Source organism: Rhizobium rhododendri (assembly GCF_007000325.2).
GTDB lineage: Bacteria > Pseudomonadota > Alphaproteobacteria > Rhizobiales > Rhizobiaceae > Rhizobium > Rhizobium rhododendri.
Genome location: NZ_CP117267.1, coordinates 2,184,985 through 2,201,315, shown reverse-complemented (window position 1 = coordinate 2,201,315; position 16,331 = coordinate 2,184,985). Strand labels below are relative to the sequence as shown.

Here is a 16,331-nt window from a genome sequence, read left to right as displayed (position 1 = left end):
TCAGTTGGTTGCAGCGGGCATATCGTGCACCGGCGTAATGTGGTCGCCGTCGCGCACGTAGGCACCCGCCTTGGCCACCACCTCGTCGCCGGCATTCAGACCCTTGACGATCTGGATATAGGCGCCGTCCTGGATACCGGTTTCAACGCTGACGAACTTGACGATCCCGTTTTCGACCCTGCGGGCGGACGATCCCTGTGGCTCGTTGTTGACAGCAGTCAGCGGCAAGGCGATGCCGTCCGTCTGGTTTATGACGATCTCTGTGCTGCCGTACATGCCGGCGCGTGCCTTGCTGCCATCGTCGATATAAATGTGGACCGCGCCGAGCCGGGTGACGGCATCGACTGTCGGGGAGACGAGACGCACCGAGCCGGTCAGCTTTTCACGGCTGCCGGAGAGCGAGACGGTGGCCTTCTGCCCCGCCTGGATCTTGGTTATATCGCTCTCTGAGACGTCGGTGACTAGCTCGAGGGCGCTGTCCCGGATGATGGTAAACAGCGGATCGCCTGAGCCGTTGGCAATGGCGCCAACGCGCGCGTTGCGCGACGCGACCGTGCCGCTTACGGGCGTCTTGACGCCGGTGCGGGCAAGCTTCAGGTCGATGTCGGCGATCTGGCTGTCGACCACCTTGAGATCGGCTTCCTGGACGGCGATGGCTTGTTCGGCCGATGTCACCCTTGCCTTGTTGGCTGCTGCCGACGCCGTTGCCTGCTCGACGGTCGAAACCGAGACGGTACCCTTTTCACCCATGGCAACGGAGCGTGCGCGCTGCAATTCGGTCTGGGCGTCGTTGGCTTGCGCCTCGATCAGCTGGGCGTGCAACTGGGCAAGCGTCGCCTGACCCTTCGCGCGCGTTGCCTGCGTCTCGGCCTTCTGGAGCACCAGCGCATCGTCGCTCAGCGTCGCCAGCGTGCTGCCGGCCGTTACCTTGTCGCCAACGTCGGCATGCAACGTCTTGATCGGCAGGCCATCGACGAGCGGCTGGATGTAGACTTCCTCGACTGCCTTGACCGTTCCGGTGGCGACGATTTTCTCGACCATGTTGCGCTTCACGGCCTGCGTCACGACGATGGCCGGAAGGTTCTGCTTGGGGGCCGCAACAGCAGTTTCCTCCGCGCTTGCGGCAAAGGCGGGCAGCAGACTCAAGAGCAGGAATGCGGCGGTCTGGGCTTTGAGCGGCGTGCGGAACATGCTGTTCTTTCGAATGTTGCGGTCGATCGTCGGGCGTTTGGAAATGCGGCAGTTCTCGATGCTCGGTTTACTCGCCATCTGCAATAGCGCTCTTACCTGTGAAAACGCCCCGTAGACCCCTTTTGACAAGGTTACGACCCGTTCCAAACTTCGGATCATGAAGTTCAATACTAGCAAAAATAAGTTTTGAAAGCGCCTTGTTTAAAAGTTCCTGAGAGCGCCCTCCAGATTGGAGGTGGCGACACTCCGTTGGACTTCCACAAGGCGTCGGGATGCTATTCCGGCTTTACGAATTTTCGCCGAAAAGACTGCTCTTTCCAAGGACACCGAGCAGCATTCTCAATCCGGGCTGGTGCACGGCTTCAATCGCCTCCGGAAAGGGTACCCATCTCATGATGCGTTGACCCTTCTCCGGAAACTCCGTAACGGCAAGGCGGACGTCGAGAAGGTGGACTGAAACACGGTAGGATGCGTTGGTGCCCTCCTTGCGGTAGGCAAATGCTCCAAGGATCTCGGGCGCGCACGTGCCGCGTATGCCGGCCTCCTCGAAAGCTTCGCGCTCCGCCGCCTGTGCGGAGGTTTCGCCAGCTTCGACATTGCCTTTGGGGATGCCCCATCGCCCGCTCCGACGACTGGTGATCAGCAGCACCTCGCGGGAAATCCGGCGATAGCAGATTGCACCCGCCTGCTCGAACAGCGGCTGTGCAGTCTGCTTCAGGGCAGGCGCCCCCGTCTGCAGCTTCACCGTCGGCTCATCCATGGCAGCGCACCCCTGGAGCCTTCAATGGGACCCATACCGATGATGACGTCATCGCCAGAACCTTTTGACATCGAGCAGATCGTCCAGCGCATCCGCGGATGCTTGGAGTAGCTTGGTCTTCCTTCCTGTCGGGGATAGCCTGCCGGCATCCGGGTGGTCTTCCAGGCCGTGATCACGAAGGACTGCCGGCGCCGTGGCGAGATCGTTGACGCCGCCCAGATGTTCCTGGAGTTTCTCAAGAGCTTTCACGAACTCCCTGTGGCGCCTTCGTCCTTGCTTGTCGCTGAACAAGGAGGCGAAAAACTCGGCGGCGTAGCGAAGTTTCTTCGCATCCTTTCTAACCTCGTGGCGCTCCGTGTCGGTTCCATCTGCCAGAAGTTTAGCGTTTCGCCTGATGGTCTTGCGCAGGCGGTCGAGGGCATGGGAGGCGAACTCCGAGGCCGGCGCGTGGCGCGCTTCCCGGGTTTCCTCCATCTCCAGATAGGCGCCGCACCATAACCACTCGATGAAATCCATGGCCACCCGCCGTGCGCGCGGAGATGCCATCGCCTCTATGGCGAGATCGTATTTTTCGGTGCGCAGAACCTTCAGGCGGTCGCGAAGCTCGCCGTTGTCTGCAGTCGATACGAGAATGTCGAAGTTGCGAGCGTCGCCCATGATCGAGGCCAGCCATTTCAGTTCGGCGGCAATTCGGCCTGCCTCGGGATCGACCAGAATAGGCTTGAAGATCGACAGGGCCGAACGGAGCCGGCGCAGGGAGACGCGGGCCTGATGCAGCGCTTCCGGGTTTCGTCGATCGGCCAGCACCGTCTCGTTCAGGCGAAATTGCCGGAAGCAGGATTGGCCAATGGTCTGGAAGGCCGTCACGGCGTTGGCCGTTCGGTCGAGTTGCACGGGCTCGGCTTTATAGAAATTCTGCAACGGCGCGACCAGGGCGTAACCGCGTTCGGATTTCGAAAGCACCCCGAGGCGCAGGCCGTCGATATCCTGGATCTTGCGCGCGGCGCGAAAGAGATCGAGCGTGTTGCCGTCCTTCAATTCCAGTTCGACCTCGCACACCGGGCTGCGGCGGTCCCCGGCGATGACGATGCCCTCGTCGACGACGATCTCGATTTCGGAGCCGTCCTCCCTGTGCAGCCATTTCTTTCGCTGCACCTGCACGATGAACTGGACCACGAGTTGATCGGCATCGAGATCGGGCCATAGGTCTGTGGAAATGGGTGCGGTGTGATCGAGAACAGGGACGTCCGTCTCGACGATCGATTCCCATTCGGGCCTTGCAAACAGGCCGGCAGTGCTCTGGTGCGTTGCCTTGATCGTCTGGGTGCGGACATCGCCTGCCTGCCGGATGCGAAGCGAAAAGCCTGCGTTGCGCAACGTCTGGTCAGGGGTGTCGAAGTAGAGCGCGCGCTGCTCGAAGACCGCCAATGGCTCGCCCAGTAGTGGCGAGTTCAGAAGCCTGTACTTGGCTTCCTGCGACAATTCGAGCTTCAGTTCGATTTCGCGTGTCAAATGTCATTCTCCAGGTTGCAACACGCCATAGCCCTCAAGTGTTAAGGCTTGCCGCTCCAGCCTTCCCGACGCCACTGGTCCGCACGCTCGTCGATGTCGATGGAGCCTTCGTCGTCGAGGATATTGCGGGCGATGTCGTACTGCGCCTTGTCGACGTCGATCACCGATACCAGAAAACCGCCGCGTCGCAGGCCTTCGGAATAGGCGGCTCGCTCGTGGTCGGCGAAGAACCAGTTTTCGAGCTTGTGCCAGAAGTCGACCGGCTCCGCTGCAGTTGCCGGCTCGTCGCCTTCGCTGGCGATATTGGGGAGGAAATGGACTGCTTCCGACGGAATGCCGGCGTCTTGCAGGCGGGCGACTGCGGACGCTGCTTCGCTCCTGCTGTCGAAGATCGCCGAGAGCGTGCAGGCGGACGCCGGGCGGAAATCCGGGTCGTTTTCACTGGAGATGTTGTTCATGTCGGTCTCCTCGTTCGGCTGCGATCAAAGCGAGTGTCGCTGGAAATGGCGCGGCTGGCAACACGCAGTCCGCTAGCGGGCGGATGCTCCACCGCAGGCTGAAAATCTGCAGGTCGAAGGACCCAGATATCGCTAGGATAGCCGCTGCGGGTGACAATCAGTTTACAGCACGTGCGCCTTTATCTCGGCAGGTTCGGGCGAAAGTGGTGATGAACCAATCGGTTCCGAGCCTATTTTGCCTCGGGATCCCGATCTGACGCGGCAATTTCACCGCCCCTCAACGCAGAAACGCGCAGGCATGAGAGCCCGCGCGTTTCAGGACTGTTAGAGCGTTAAGACTACTTCAGCGCGGCATCGGTGATGGCGTGCGTCCAGGCGTCCTTGGGCTCCTTGGTGATGATCTTCTGGTCCAGCAGGGCTGTTTCGGTGCGTTCGTAGAGCGCCTTGTCGAGCTTGCCGGAGCCGATCAGCTTGGCGACTTCGCCGGCCATGAACTTCTGGTGGGCTTCGTCCTGACCGCCGTTATCGACGACGATTTCGGCGGCTTCATCGGGATGCTCGACGGCGTATTTCCAGCCCTTCATGGAGGCGCGAACGAACTTGACCATCTTTTCCTTGAAGGCCGGGTCCTTGAGCTTCGTTTCGTTGGCGTAGAGGCCGTCTTCGAGCAGGTTCACGCCGAGCTTGGTATAGTTGAAGACGGTGAGGTCCTCAGGTTTGAAGCCGGCGTCGAGGACCTGGCCATATTCGTTGTAGGTCATCACCGAGATGCAGTCGGCCTGCTTCTGGATCAGCGGCTGGACGTCGAAGCTCTGCTTCAGGACCGTGACACCGTCCGTGCCGCCCGATGTCGGGATCTTCAGCTTGTTCATCCAGGCGAAGAACGGATATTCGTTGCCGTAGAACCAGACGCCGAGCGTGTGGCCTTTGAAGTCGGCTTCGGTCTTGACCGGGCCGTCCTTGCGGCAGACCATTTCAAGGCCTGACTTCTCGAAGGGCTGGGCGATGTTGATCAGCGGCACGCCCTTTTCGCGGGCAACCAGGGCACCGCCCATCCAGTCGACGATCACGTCAGCGCCGCCGCCGGCGATGATCTGCTCAGGAGCGACATCAGGGCCGCCCGGCTTGATGTCGACGTCCAGGCCTTCCGCCTTGTAGAAGCCCTTGTCCTTGGCGACGTAGTAGCCGCCGAACTGGGCTTGGGCGACCCATTTCAGCTGCAGCGTCACCTTGTCGGCAGCAAGTGCTGACTGGGCTGCGGCAACGGCCATGGTGCCGGCCATCAATGTCATGACTATTTTTTTCATTTTCTTCCCTTTTCCCTCTGAAGTTATGCCTGCGATCCCTGGCCAGGATAGCAGGCCGTCTAGCCACCACGGCTCGACGGATGCCAGAAAGTCGTTGCCCTTTCCACCAAGGCCACGACGCCATAGAAAACGGAGCCGGCAATCGCCGCCACCGTGATTTCCGCCCACACCATGTCGACGTTCATCCGGCCGATTTCGGTCGAGATGCGAAAGCCCATGCCGACGATGGGGGTGCCGAAGAATTCCGCGACGATGGCACCGATCAGAGCCAGCGTCGAGTTGATCTTCAATGCGTTGAAGATGAAGGGTGCTGCGGCTGGAAGCCGGAGCTTGAACAGGGTCTGGGTGTAACTCGAGGCGTAGGTGCGCATCAGGTCACGTTCTATCGCTCCCGATGCCGCAAGGCCTGCCACGGTGTTCACCAGCATCGGAAAAAAAGTCATGATGGTAACCACGGCCGCCTTCGATTGCCAGTCGAAGCCGAACCACATGACCATGATCGGGGCGACGCCGATGATTGGCAGGGCGGAGGCGAGGTTGGCAATCGGCATCAGGCCGCGCCTCAGGAAAGCGAAGCGGTCGGCGAGGATCGCCACCAGAAATCCGCTGATGCAGCCGATGGCGTAGCCGGCGATCACCGCCTTGAAGATCGTCTGGCGAACGTCGGCGGCAAGGATCGGCAAGGAACTGGCAATTCGGACGGCAATGGCACTCGGCGGCGGCAGGATGATGAACGGGATGCCGGCGCCACGCGTAGCGGCCTCCCAGATGATCAGGATCCAGGCACCGAAGATCGCCGGAATTAGCAGCCTCAGGACCGTACCGGAAAAGCGCGAGTGCGGGCGGATATCCGAAAGAATGCTGACGCAGCGCCACGCGAGCAGCCATGCGGACGCCAGCAAAAGGAAGAATGACAGTCTGGCGGCGCCCTCATTGCCGGTGATTGCGGTCAACAGCAGCCAAGCGACTTCATGGGCTGCCAGAAACAGGATGGCAGCACTGATCGCCGGCGGCAGTGTCAACTGCGACAGAAAGCATGAGATGATGATCATGAAGAAGATCAGGGCGCTGATACCGGGCAGGATGGGATCGCCGCTGCCGGGTTCGATCAGCGGAAAGGTGAGGGCGGCGCCGATGCAAAGAAGGATCGCCACGAGGCTTTGCCAGGAATACTGGAGGTTCTTCATGATGGGCGCCTCCCCATCGCACGGTCGACGATGCGGGCGGCAATGCTGACGATGCCGACGAGCAGGGCCGCTAGTACCGAGCCCGCGACGAGCGCGGCCCAGATGTCGATCGTCTGGCTGTAATAGGAGCCGGCGAGGAGTTTTGCGCCGATGCCGGCGACAGCTCCGGTCGGCAATTCAGCGACGATGGCGCCGACCAGGCTCGCCGCAATACCGACCTTCATCGAGGTGAACAGGTAAGGCACGGAGGCGGGCAGACGCAGCTTCCAGAATGTCTGGGTGGCTGTGGCCTTGTAGGTGCGCATGAGGTCCAGGTGCATGGCTTCGGGTGAGCGAAGACCCTTGACCATGCCGACCGTCACCGGAAAAAACGACAAGTAGGTCGAAATCAGTGCCTTGGGGATCAGCCCGTTGATGTCGACCGCGGCGAGCACGACGATGACCATCGGCGCGATGGCGAGCACCGGCACGGTCTGGGAGGCGATGATCCAAGGCATCAGGCTGCGGTCGAGCGTGACGACATGGACGATGCCGATGGCGATGAGGATACCGAGAAGCGTGCCGAAGACGAAGCCGACGGCTGTGGATGTCAGCGTGATCCAGGCGTTGTAGACGAGGCTGCGGTTGCTATCGATGGCGCGCAGGAAGGTGTTGTCAAAAACCGCAATCGCCACCTGGTGCGGCGCCGGAAGCGTCGGCTTCGGCTGCGCCATCGTCCTGCCAATGAACTCCAGTGGGCCTGTGGACACGCCGGCGCGGCTGTCGAGGTCGATCTGGAAAGGGGCGTTCATGATAACGGTGGCGACATACCAGATCGCCAGGATGGCGAGGAGAACGGTCGTCACGGGAATGAACTTGTGCCGGAAAAACTGTTCGTTCTCCATGCTCACGCCTTTCCCTGCAAGGGAAGCAGCATCAACGCCATAGATACGACGCCGAGCCCGACACCTGCCATCTGCGCCAAGCTGAGGCGCTCGCCGAAGACGACAAAGGCGATGATGTTGATGGCGACCAATTGCACGATGGCCGAGGCGGAGATGGCAAGGCCAAGGCCGCCCTCGCGCATCAACCGCACCATCATCAGGTTTCCGACGCAGTAAAGCCCGAGGGACAGCACGAGGATCAGGACATTGCTGGTGGCGATATAGGCCCGCGATGCGGTGGCGCCGCCGAGGAAGATCAGCATGGCGCCGCCGAGCCAGAGGAGGAAGGTGCCGTTCATGGCCTATTCCTCATAGGAGTGGCCGGCGCGCAGGCCTTCGCGGACGCGGTGGGCGATGGCGAGGAATTCGGGGGTTTCACGGATGCCGAGCGGACGCTCCGCCGGCAACGTGGATTCGATGATATCGGTCACCCGGCCGGGGCGCGGCGACATCACGACGATCCTCGTCGACAGGTAGACCGCTTCAGGGATCGAGTGGGTGACGAAGCAGATCGTCTTGTTGGTGCGGGCCCAGAGTTTCAGCAGTTGCTCGTTCAGATGATCGCGGACGATCTCGTCGAGTGCGCCGAAGGGTTCGTCCATCAGCAGAAGGTCGGCGTCAAAGGCGAGTGCGCGGGCGATCGATGCGCGCTGCTGCATGCCGCCCGACAATTGCCAGGGGTGCTTCTTCTCGAAGCCGGTGAGGTTGACGAGGTCCAGCGTCCGGGCGATGCGTTTGTCCCGCTCATCCTTCGCGTAGCCCATGATTTCGAGCGGCAGGGAGATATTCTTCTCGATGGTGCGCCACGGATAGAGCGCTGGAGCCTGGAAGACATAGCCATAGGCTCGCGCCTTGCGGGCCTCTTCAGGCGTCATGCCGTTGACGTCGATTTCGCCGGAAGTCTTCTTCTCGAGATCGGCGATACAGCGCAGAAACGTCGTCTTGCCGCAGCCTGAAGGGCCGATGAAGGAGATGAAATCGCCCTTGCGGACATCGAGATCGACGTTGCTCAGCGCATGCACCGGACCATCGCTCGTCTGGTAGGTGAGACAGAGATTTCGGGCAGACACGACGGATGCCGTGATCTTCTGTTCTGGCGTGGATGCGATTACCGACATTTCTTCACGGGTCCCAATTTTGTCCCGTCCTCGAAAAGGATGCGGTAACTGCTCTTGTCTACACGGATGATATCAACTCTCTCTTCGCCAGCGCTGTCTTCACCTTCTGCCTGGCAGGCGGCCGTGACGGTGAACCTGTCGTTGCTGGTCTTGACGATCTTCTTGAACTCGCAGCTGGAAACGGACGTCGTCACGGCATCAGGCGTCAGCAGCAGGAATGTATCGGCACCGCTCGATTCTCCGGTCTTTGCATAGATGCATCCTTCCTTGCTGCCATAATTGCCGTCGATGGCCAGTCCCAGGCCATCGGCGTTTGCATAGGTCGGTACGAGCAGAATGGCGGTAACCAGAAGGTGGCGGGCGCGCACAGTTACACCCCGCTTGCCGGGATGCCGGTGCGCTGGACCTTGCGGGGCGCGACGACGTCTTTCCAGGTGGACAGGGCCTTGTTGACGGCGGCGAAGGGTTCGCGCTTCACAAACTTGCCGTGGCCTTCCTGGGTTTTCACCGTCGTCTCCTCGATGGCAACGACACCGCGGGTCAGCGTATAGCGCGGCAGTCCGACGACCTGCTTGCCCTCGAAGACGTTGTAGTCGATGGCCGACTGCTGGTTTCCAGCCGAGATCGTCTTGGCACGAGTGGGGTCCCAGACGACGATATCGGCGTCCGCACCGACCAGGATCGCGCCCTTCTTCGGATACATGTTCAGGATCTTGGCAATGTTGGTGGAGGTGACCGCGACGAACTCGTTCATCGTCAGGCGGCCAGTGGCGACGCCATGGGTCCACAGCATCGGCAGACGGTCTTCGAGGCCGCCCGTGCCGTTGGGGATCTTGGTGAAGTCGCCGACGCCGAAGCGCTTCTGCTCGGTGGTGAAGGCGCAATGGTCGGTCGCGACGCATTGCAGCGAGCCTGACTGCAGACCCGCCCACAGGCTGTCCTGATGCAGCTTCGAGCGGAACGGTGGCGACATGACGCGACGGGCGGCGTGGTCCCAATCCTTGTCGAAATACTCGGTTTCGTCGAGCGTCAGGTGCTGGATCAGCGGCTCGCCATAGACGCGCATGCCATTCTGGCGGGCGCGCCGGATGGCCTCGTGTGCTTGCTCGCAGGAGGTGTGGACGACATAGAGCGGCGCGCCGGCCATATCGGCGATGATGATAGCGCGGTTGGTCGCTTCGCCCTCGACAGCGGCAGGCCGGGAATAGGCGTGGGCCTCGGGACCATTGTTACCCGCCGCCATCAGCTTTGCCTGCATCTGGGCGACGATATCGCCGTTCTCGGCATGCACCATCGGCAAGGCGCCAAGCTCGGCGCAGCGCGAGAACGAGTGGAACATCTCGTCGTCGTCGACCATCAGGGCACCCTTGTAGGCCATGAAGTGCTTGAAGGAGTTGATGCCCCTGTCCTTGACGACGGTCTCCATCTCGTTGAAGACCTGCTCGCCCCACCAGGTCACCGCCATGTGGAAGGCATAGTCGCAATTGGCGCTGGCGGACTTGTTGTCCCAGCGGTTTAGCGCATCGAGCAGCGACTGGCCGGGCTCCGGCAGGCAGAAATCGACGACCATCGTCGTGCCCCCTGCAAGCGCTGCGCGCGTGCCGCTTTCGAAATTGTCGGCCGAGTAGGTGCCCATGAACGGCATCTCGAGATGCACATGCGGATCGATGCCGCCCGGCATGACATAACAGCCGGTGGCGTCGAGCACTTCATTTCCCAGAAGGTTCGGCCCGATCTCGACAATCACCCCATCCTCGATCTTGACGTCGGCCTTGTAGGTCAGGTCGGCCGTGACAACGGTGCCGTTCTTGATGACTGTGCTCATGGCTTTCGTTCCCGATTGTGAAATTTTCGGTGTTCAAACGTCTTGGCCAGAGACCATCCGCCCTCGCCGGGATTGCGGCATGCTTCCCCTTCGCCCCGTTGGGGAGAAGGTGGCCCGAAGGGCCGGATGAGGGGCCTACAGGATCTGGTCATCCGGGCCTCTTTCCGGTGTCGATCGCAGGATAAAAGCGTAGTATCTCGTCTCGGACAGAAAGCTGCCCTTCAAGGGCTGCCAGGATCGTGTCCAGAACTGCCCGCCGCTCACGAAGAACCTCCTGGTTCCAAAAGCGTATGACCGAATAACCGTGCTGGTTAAGCCACCGGGTACGGCGGGTGTCCGATTGCATCTCTGCATGCTGGACGCCATCGACCTCAACGATCAAGCCTGTTTCGCGGCTGAGAAAATCCACCACGTAAGGGCCTAATGGAATTTGGCGTGCGAATTTGTGACCATTCAGGCGCCGATTTCTCAGATCGCTCCAAAGACGGTATTCCTCTTCAGTCTCATTTTTGCGCAATCGCCGGGCCTGCTGGGTTTTACCGGGACGTCGTCTAGTGATGTCATCCTCGTGCATTTCGCGCCCCTCATCCGACCCTTCGGGCCACCTTCTCCCCGCAGGGGAGAAGGGAGAAGACACAGCCCCCGCAGCCTTGCTATCGCTCGACGTGACTAGCATCGTCTACTCCACGATCCCCGCCGTCTCCACCACCGCGTGGAACAGTACGTCGGCGCCGGCTGATGCCCATTCCTTGGAAATATCTTCCGCCTCGTTGTGGCTGATGCCGCCGACACAGGGGCACATGATCATCGTGGCCGGGGCCACCTTGGCGGCCCAGCAGGCGTCGTGGCCGGCGCCGGAGATGATGTTCATGTGGCTGAGGCCGAGTTTTTCGGCGGCGTTGCGGACCGCTGACACCAATGTCGGATCGAAGGTCACCGGATCGAAATGGCCGACGGCCTCGATCGAGCAGCCGACGCCGAGGGCTTCGGCGATGCCTGCCGCCTCGGTCTCGATCCTTTCGCGCATCCGGTCGAGTTTGGCCAGATCCGGCGTCCGGATGTCGACTGTGAAGACGACCTTGCCGGGCAGCACATTGCGGGAGTTGGGAGAGAAGAATACCTGGCCGACACCGCCAACAGCGCCCGGCTGGTTTTCCATCGCCACGGCCTGGACCATCTCGATAATTCTTGACATGGCAAGGCCCGCGTTGACGCGCAGCGCCATCGGTGTCGAGCCGGTATGGGCTTCGCGGCCAGTGAGCGTGATCTCCAGCCACCATAGGCCCTGACAGTGGGTGACGACGCCGATCGCCTTGTTTTCGGCTTCGAGGATGGGGCCTTGCTCGATATGGTATTCGAAGTAGGCGTGCATCTTGCGGGCGCCGACTTCCTCGTCGCCGAGCCAGCCGATACGCTTCAGTTCGTCGCCATAGGTCTTTCCGTCCGGATCCTTGCGGCTGTAGGCGTAGTCGAGATCGTGAATGCCGGCAAAGACGCCAGAGGCCAGCATCGCCGGAGCAAAGCGGGCGCCCTCTTCATTGGCCCAGTTGGTGACGACGATTGGATGCTTTGTCTTGATACCGAGATCGTTCATGGTGCGCACGACTTCGAGACCGGCCAACACGCCGAGAACGCCGTCGTATTTGCCGCCGGTAGGCTGGGTGTCGAGATGCGAGCCGACATAGACCGGAAGTGCGTCGGGATCGGTACCGGGCCGGGTGGCAAACATCGTGCCCATGCGGTCGACGCCGACAGTCATTCCGGCTGCTTCGCACCATTGCTGGAAGAGATGGCGTCCTTCGCCATCGGAATCGGTGAGCGTCTGGCGGTTGTTGCCGCCGGCAATGCCTGGTCCGACCTTCGCCATATCCATCAGCGCATCCCAAAGGCGGTCGCCATTGATACGCATGTTTTCGCCTGGTGCGGCCACCATATGATAATCCTCGCCCGTTTTGTCGCGGCCATGCGAGCGGCATGACCGGTCGTTCCCTTGGTCTTGCTGCGGAGCGTTTTTTGTTTTTCTTGCTCCGGAAAATCGACGGTTGCCTTTGTATTGCAACTCATCGATAATTTGACCGATTGGTAAACATTACAGCTTCCACGCCGGTGCTCAAGATGAAAATCGCGAAAAGCGGCGACAAAATACAGGCAGATACCCGGACGATCAGATTTGGCGCCGGCGCGTGGCGGAAGTGACAACTGCGCGGGTTTCAAGGAGAAGCGAAATCGACATGGCGACCCCCAGAGCGGCGAAGACGCAGCGCCGCACCCGCATCCAGGAAGTAAAGGAAGAGGTTATTCTCGAGGCCGCCCTCGATGTCTTTTCAATGCATGGTTTTCGCGGTTCCACCATCGACCAGATTGCCGAGGTTGCCGGCATGTCGAAGCCCAATCTGCTCTACTATTTCCGCACCAAGGAGGCGATCCACCGAGCCCTGATCGATCGCGTTTTGTACACCTGGCTCGAACCGCTGCGCGTCTTCAATCCGGAAGGAAATCCCGAGAGCGAGATCCGCAGCTATATCCGTCGCAAGCTGGAAATGGCCCGGGATTTTCCGCGCGAAAGCCGGCTGTTTGCCAACGAGATGCTGCAGGGTGCACCGCATGTCGAGGACGAGCTGAAGGGGCCGCTGAAGAGCCTTGTCGACGAGAAGGCGGCTGTCATCCGCGCCTGGGCGAAGGCCGGCAAGATTGCCAAATGCGACCCTTATCACTTGATTTTCTCGATATGGTCGACCACGCAGCACTATGCCGACTTCGACGTCCAGGTGCGCGCGGTCCTCGGGCAGGGGAGCTCCGGCGAGGGCCGGTTCGAGGATGCCGCCCGTTATCTGGAGCAGCTTTTCGTCAACGGGCTGATGATCCCGCAGAAGAAGGCGTAATCACCGGCATTCACTCGTCGCGCGGCCTGAGGACGACCGCCAGAAATGCCTCGATGCTCTCCCAGGTGTAGGGCTTCTGCAGGACGGGGATGTCCGCATAGGTGTCGCCCTGCGGGATGCTGTCTCCGTAGCCGGTCACGAAGCCGAACGGGATATTCATGCCTATCAGCCGGTCGGCGATGGGAAAGCTCGTCTCCACGCCGAGATTAACGTCCAGCAGCGCCATCTGGAGCGGCTGCTGGTCTAGGGCGGCGAGCGCCTGCGACACGTTGGGAACGGCGATGACCTCGGCAGCGCCGAGGCTTTTCAGAATATCCTCACCGTTCATGGCAATGATCAGATTGTCTTCCACAAGCAACACCGACATTCCGGCGAGCGGTTGTTGACCGAGCGGTGCGGAAGCAATCTGGCTGTCGATCATTTCTTTCTGCGGAGCGGTGAGTACGGCGGCGCTGACAAAGGTCACGAATTTCGCCGGAATGACAAAATCTGCTTCCAGGCCGCCTTCGGCAAAGCGGATGCTGGTCTCGCCGTCCAGATCGTAGATGAACGAGCGTCGGATGATCGTCGATCCGAAACCGACGCGCGTGGGTGTGGTCACGGCAGGGCCGCCGCTTTCACGCCACTGGATGCGCAGATTGCCCTCGGCATCCCGATCCCAGTCGATCGCAACGACGCCCGCAGCCGAAAGGCTGCCGTACTTGACGCTGTTGGTAACGAGTTCGTGGAAGACCAGCGACGATGTCGTAAAGGCTTTCGGGTCCAGCAGCACCTCCTGGCCGTTGATATCCAGTCGGCCGGAGGTCTTGCCGAGATACGCGGCACTTTCCGCTTCCAGCAGTTGCCTGAACGACGCCGGCGCCCACTGGTCCTGGGTCAGCTGGTCGTGGGCGCGGCCGAGCGATTGCACGCGTCCCTGAAGCTGCTCGATGTAGCCGTCGACAGAAAGATCTGCGGATTTCGAGTGGCGAATCAACCCTCCGATCAGGCTGAGGATATTTCGGACGCGGTGGTTGAGTTCGGCAATCAGCAGTTCCTGACGCTCGCTCGCAACACGCCGCTCCGCATTCGCTTCCTCGGAGAGGCGCAGGATCACTTCGATCAGGGCCACCCGGATCGTCTCGGCGACGCGCAGTTGAGGGGCGGTGAAGGCGAGGGAGTGGCCGCGCACCATTTCCGACCAGCTCTCGAAGCTCTTGCGCGGCGAAAGGCGTGGACCGCCCGGACCATACTCGGCAGGTTTGTTAGGATCGCCTGCCCAGCGCACGGAGCGGATGATCTCTTGGCGAAAAAGGATGACATAGTCACGGGGAGAGCGGGAAATCGGGATAGCCAGAAGGCCGCAGACATGGGTGCTCTCGTCCCAGTCCGGATACCAGCTTCGAATGCTGTCCGTTGCAAAGACCCTGCCTGCGGCATTTCGATTGAGAAGCGACGTCAGCTCGGCGACCTGATCTTCGGAGACGGTGGCGCCGCTCAGAGCCATGCGCCCGTCGATCCAGACGCCCACTCCGTCTGCCGGAATGACATCGGCGAGAGCGTCGATCAGCCAGGCGGGGTCATCGAGCAAGCTGGTATTGCCGGCGACCGATGTCAGCAGGCGATCGCCGATCTGCTTAGCCTTGCGCTCGTATTCAAGCGCTATCCGCCGTTCGCGGCTTTCCAGGCGCGAGGCGAACATCTGTCCGAGCAATTCGGCATTGGCGCGTCGTTCCAGCGAGGGCAGGCGAGGGCTGTAGTGATGGCAGGCAAACAGGCCCCACAGCGCACCTTCGACAACGATCGAAATCGACATCGATGCTTCCACACCCATGTTCTTCAGATATTCGATATGGATCGGCGATACCGATCGCAGAACCGACATGGAAAGATCGAGTGGCTGTCCATGTTCGGTAAGCTGCGGTGCGATCGGCACAGGAACGGCATCGACGTCGGAGATGATCCTGAACAGGTTGCGGAGATAGAGTGCACGCGCCTGTACTGGAATGTCGGAGGCAGGATAGTGCAATCCGAGAAAAGAGCCGATGCCCGATCGCGCCGCTTCCGCCACGACTTCACCTGCGCCGCTCTCGTCGAAACGATAGATCATAACGCGGTCGAAGCCGGTCAGTGCGCGCGCCTGCCGTGCGCCTTCGCGAAAGAAGGCCTGCTGTGTGTCCGTCTGGTCAAGGCGCGCGGTCATGCTGCGAATCGATATCGCACCACTTTCGTCGGCCGCAGGCGACGGCTCCGCCTCGATGATTATCTGTCTATCCGAAATATGCAGCGCAATGTCGAAGCGTGCGCCACCTTCACGCAGCACGACGCCGAACAGGCGTTCGACGGTATCCTGCCCGCGGATCACGGCCATCCGGTTACGCAGCGTGTGCACAGCGTCCGGGGTAAACAATTCCGTCAGCGGCCGGCCCAGGATCTGCTCGTGCTCCACGCCGATGAATTCGCCGAGATTGACAGAGGCCCGTGCAATCAGCCAATCGGACGACAATGCCAGGAGAAAGCCGAACGGCTGTATCGTGCCGAGCTGGTGGATCGGCTCACGATCGCAATTGGTTAGGTCGATACGCTGCAATTCATCGGTCAAAAGGCGGATTTCTCCAGTTCGAGTTCGGCGGCGGCCCTGAAAGCGGCAAATACAGACCTAGCCGCCGCTATCGCGCGCTCCCTGTCAACGGGTGCAGCCGCATCCAGCCTATCCATAAACGCTTTCATGGCGCCTTTGGGTCCCTGGTAGGAGAGATATGCGGAGGGAAAATGTTCCGGTACGCGCTTTGCAAGCATCGCGCCGCCCAGTTTCGAACCTTCGATGACATAGGCTGCGCCCCAGATTTCATCGTCGGAGGAGAAGGCAGCCAAGGCGACAGGCGGGGGCATGACCAGCTCGAGCGTCGCCATGTCGGCCCGCAACAGATGGCTACGGCGACGCTCCGGCCAATCCGGGAAGATGCGGGCAATTCCGGCGGCCTCGAGAGCTTGCTCGGCTGCAGGAAGGGCGCGCGCGTGGCCTGTCAGAAATGCAGTATAGTGGACGCGATCGGTCATGTCGAAGCGACCAAACAGATGGTCGACAACATCATGGTACTCGGCAGTGCCGGCACGGAGGGCATTTCGAAAAGTCATTCAGTCGGCCCGAACAGCATATTTACTGCCCAGTGAGAGCACCAAGAACCC

Annotated in this window: 16 protein-coding genes; 1 reads left to right on the top strand and 15 read right to left on the bottom strand. The window is 60.9% G+C overall.

Annotated elements, in window-relative coordinates:
- The 13 genes from PR018_RS10750 to PR018_RS10690 all read right to left on the bottom strand — a co-directional run bounded on the left by PR018_RS10750 (position 1) and on the right by PR018_RS10690 (position 12,214).
- Positions 1-1,191 carry an efflux RND transporter periplasmic adaptor subunit gene (locus PR018_RS10750; RefSeq protein ID WP_142823621.1) on the bottom strand — a complete coding sequence of 397 codons (1,191 nt, stop codon included), beginning with the start codon at positions 1,189-1,191 and terminating at the stop codon, positions 1-3.
- Between the two features lie 286 nt (positions 1,192-1,477).
- A complete protein-coding gene (locus PR018_RS10745) occupies positions 1,478-1,951 on the bottom strand; it encodes an NUDIX hydrolase (protein ID WP_142823487.1) in 474 nt (157 codons plus the stop codon).
- Between the two features lie 48 nt (positions 1,952-1,999).
- Positions 2,000-3,463 (bottom strand): CYTH and CHAD domain-containing protein, encoded by a 1,464-nt coding sequence (locus PR018_RS10740; RefSeq protein WP_142823486.1) that lies wholly within the window; start codon positions 3,461-3,463, stop codon positions 2,000-2,002.
- Between the two features lie 41 nt (positions 3,464-3,504).
- Positions 3,505-3,921, bottom strand: coding sequence for a hypothetical protein (locus PR018_RS10735; protein ID WP_142823485.1), 417 nt, complete (start codon positions 3,919-3,921; stop codon positions 3,505-3,507).
- 338 nt (positions 3,922-4,259) lie between these two features.
- Positions 4,260-5,228 carry an ABC transporter substrate-binding protein gene (locus tag PR018_RS10730; protein WP_142823484.1) on the bottom strand — a complete coding sequence of 323 codons (969 nt, stop codon included), beginning with the start codon at positions 5,226-5,228 and terminating at the stop codon, positions 4,260-4,262.
- A gap of 59 nt (positions 5,229-5,287) precedes the next feature.
- Positions 5,288-6,415: an ABC transporter permease gene (locus PR018_RS10725; RefSeq protein WP_142823483.1), complete on the bottom strand. Its 1,128-nt coding sequence runs from the start codon at positions 6,413-6,415 to the stop codon at positions 5,288-5,290.
- Positions 6,412-7,299, bottom strand: coding sequence for an ABC transporter permease (locus PR018_RS10720; RefSeq protein WP_142823482.1), 888 nt, complete (start codon positions 7,297-7,299; stop codon positions 6,412-6,414). Before PR018_RS10720 ends, PR018_RS10725 begins: the two co-directional genes overlap by 4 nt.
- A gap of 2 nt (positions 7,300-7,301) precedes the next feature.
- On the bottom strand, positions 7,302-7,637 hold the full coding sequence (locus PR018_RS10715) for a hypothetical protein (RefSeq protein ID WP_142823481.1): 336 nt from the start codon (positions 7,635-7,637) through the stop codon (positions 7,302-7,304).
- A gap of 3 nt (positions 7,638-7,640) precedes the next feature.
- Positions 7,641-8,456, bottom strand: coding sequence for an ABC transporter ATP-binding protein (locus PR018_RS10710; RefSeq protein ID WP_142823480.1), 816 nt, complete (start codon positions 8,454-8,456; stop codon positions 7,641-7,643).
- Entirely contained in the window at positions 8,447-8,824 is a 378-nt protein-coding gene (locus PR018_RS10705) for a hypothetical protein (RefSeq protein WP_142823479.1), read from the bottom strand. The genes PR018_RS10710 and PR018_RS10705 overlap by 10 nt, the downstream gene beginning before the upstream one ends.
- A 2-nt stretch (positions 8,825-8,826) precedes the next feature.
- On the bottom strand, positions 8,827-10,281 hold the full coding sequence (hydA, locus tag PR018_RS10700) for a dihydropyrimidinase (protein ID WP_142823478.1): 1,455 nt from the start codon (positions 10,279-10,281) through the stop codon (positions 8,827-8,829).
- A gap of 148 nt (positions 10,282-10,429) precedes the next feature.
- Positions 10,430-10,957, bottom strand: coding sequence for an endonuclease domain-containing protein (locus tag PR018_RS10695; RefSeq protein ID WP_142823477.1), 528 nt, complete (start codon positions 10,955-10,957; stop codon positions 10,430-10,432).
- A 3-nt stretch (positions 10,958-10,960) separates the two neighbouring features.
- Entirely contained in the window at positions 10,961-12,214 is a 1,254-nt protein-coding gene (locus tag PR018_RS10690; protein WP_161990942.1) for a Zn-dependent hydrolase, read from the bottom strand.
- A 298-nt stretch (positions 12,215-12,512) separates the two neighbouring features.
- Here PR018_RS10690 and PR018_RS10685 point away from each other — a divergent pair, with 298 nt between their 5' ends.
- Positions 12,513-13,163 (top strand): TetR family transcriptional regulator C-terminal domain-containing protein, encoded by a 651-nt coding sequence (locus PR018_RS10685; protein WP_142823476.1) that lies wholly within the window; start codon positions 12,513-12,515, stop codon positions 13,161-13,163.
- Between the two features lie 10 nt (positions 13,164-13,173).
- Here the strand turns inward: PR018_RS10685 and PR018_RS10680 are convergent, their stop codons facing one another.
- Both PR018_RS10680 and PR018_RS10675 read right to left on the bottom strand, forming a co-directional pair.
- The gene (locus PR018_RS10680) at positions 13,174-15,744 is read right to left on the bottom strand and encodes an HWE histidine kinase domain-containing protein (RefSeq protein ID WP_142823475.1); all 2,571 of its coding nucleotides are present in this window, start codon (positions 15,742-15,744) and stop codon (positions 13,174-13,176) included.
- A complete protein-coding gene (locus PR018_RS10675; protein ID WP_142823474.1) occupies positions 15,741-16,280 on the bottom strand; it encodes a biliverdin-producing heme oxygenase in 540 nt (179 codons plus the stop codon). The genes PR018_RS10680 and PR018_RS10675 overlap by 4 nt, the downstream gene beginning before the upstream one ends.
- Between the last annotated feature and the right edge of the window lie 51 nt (positions 16,281-16,331).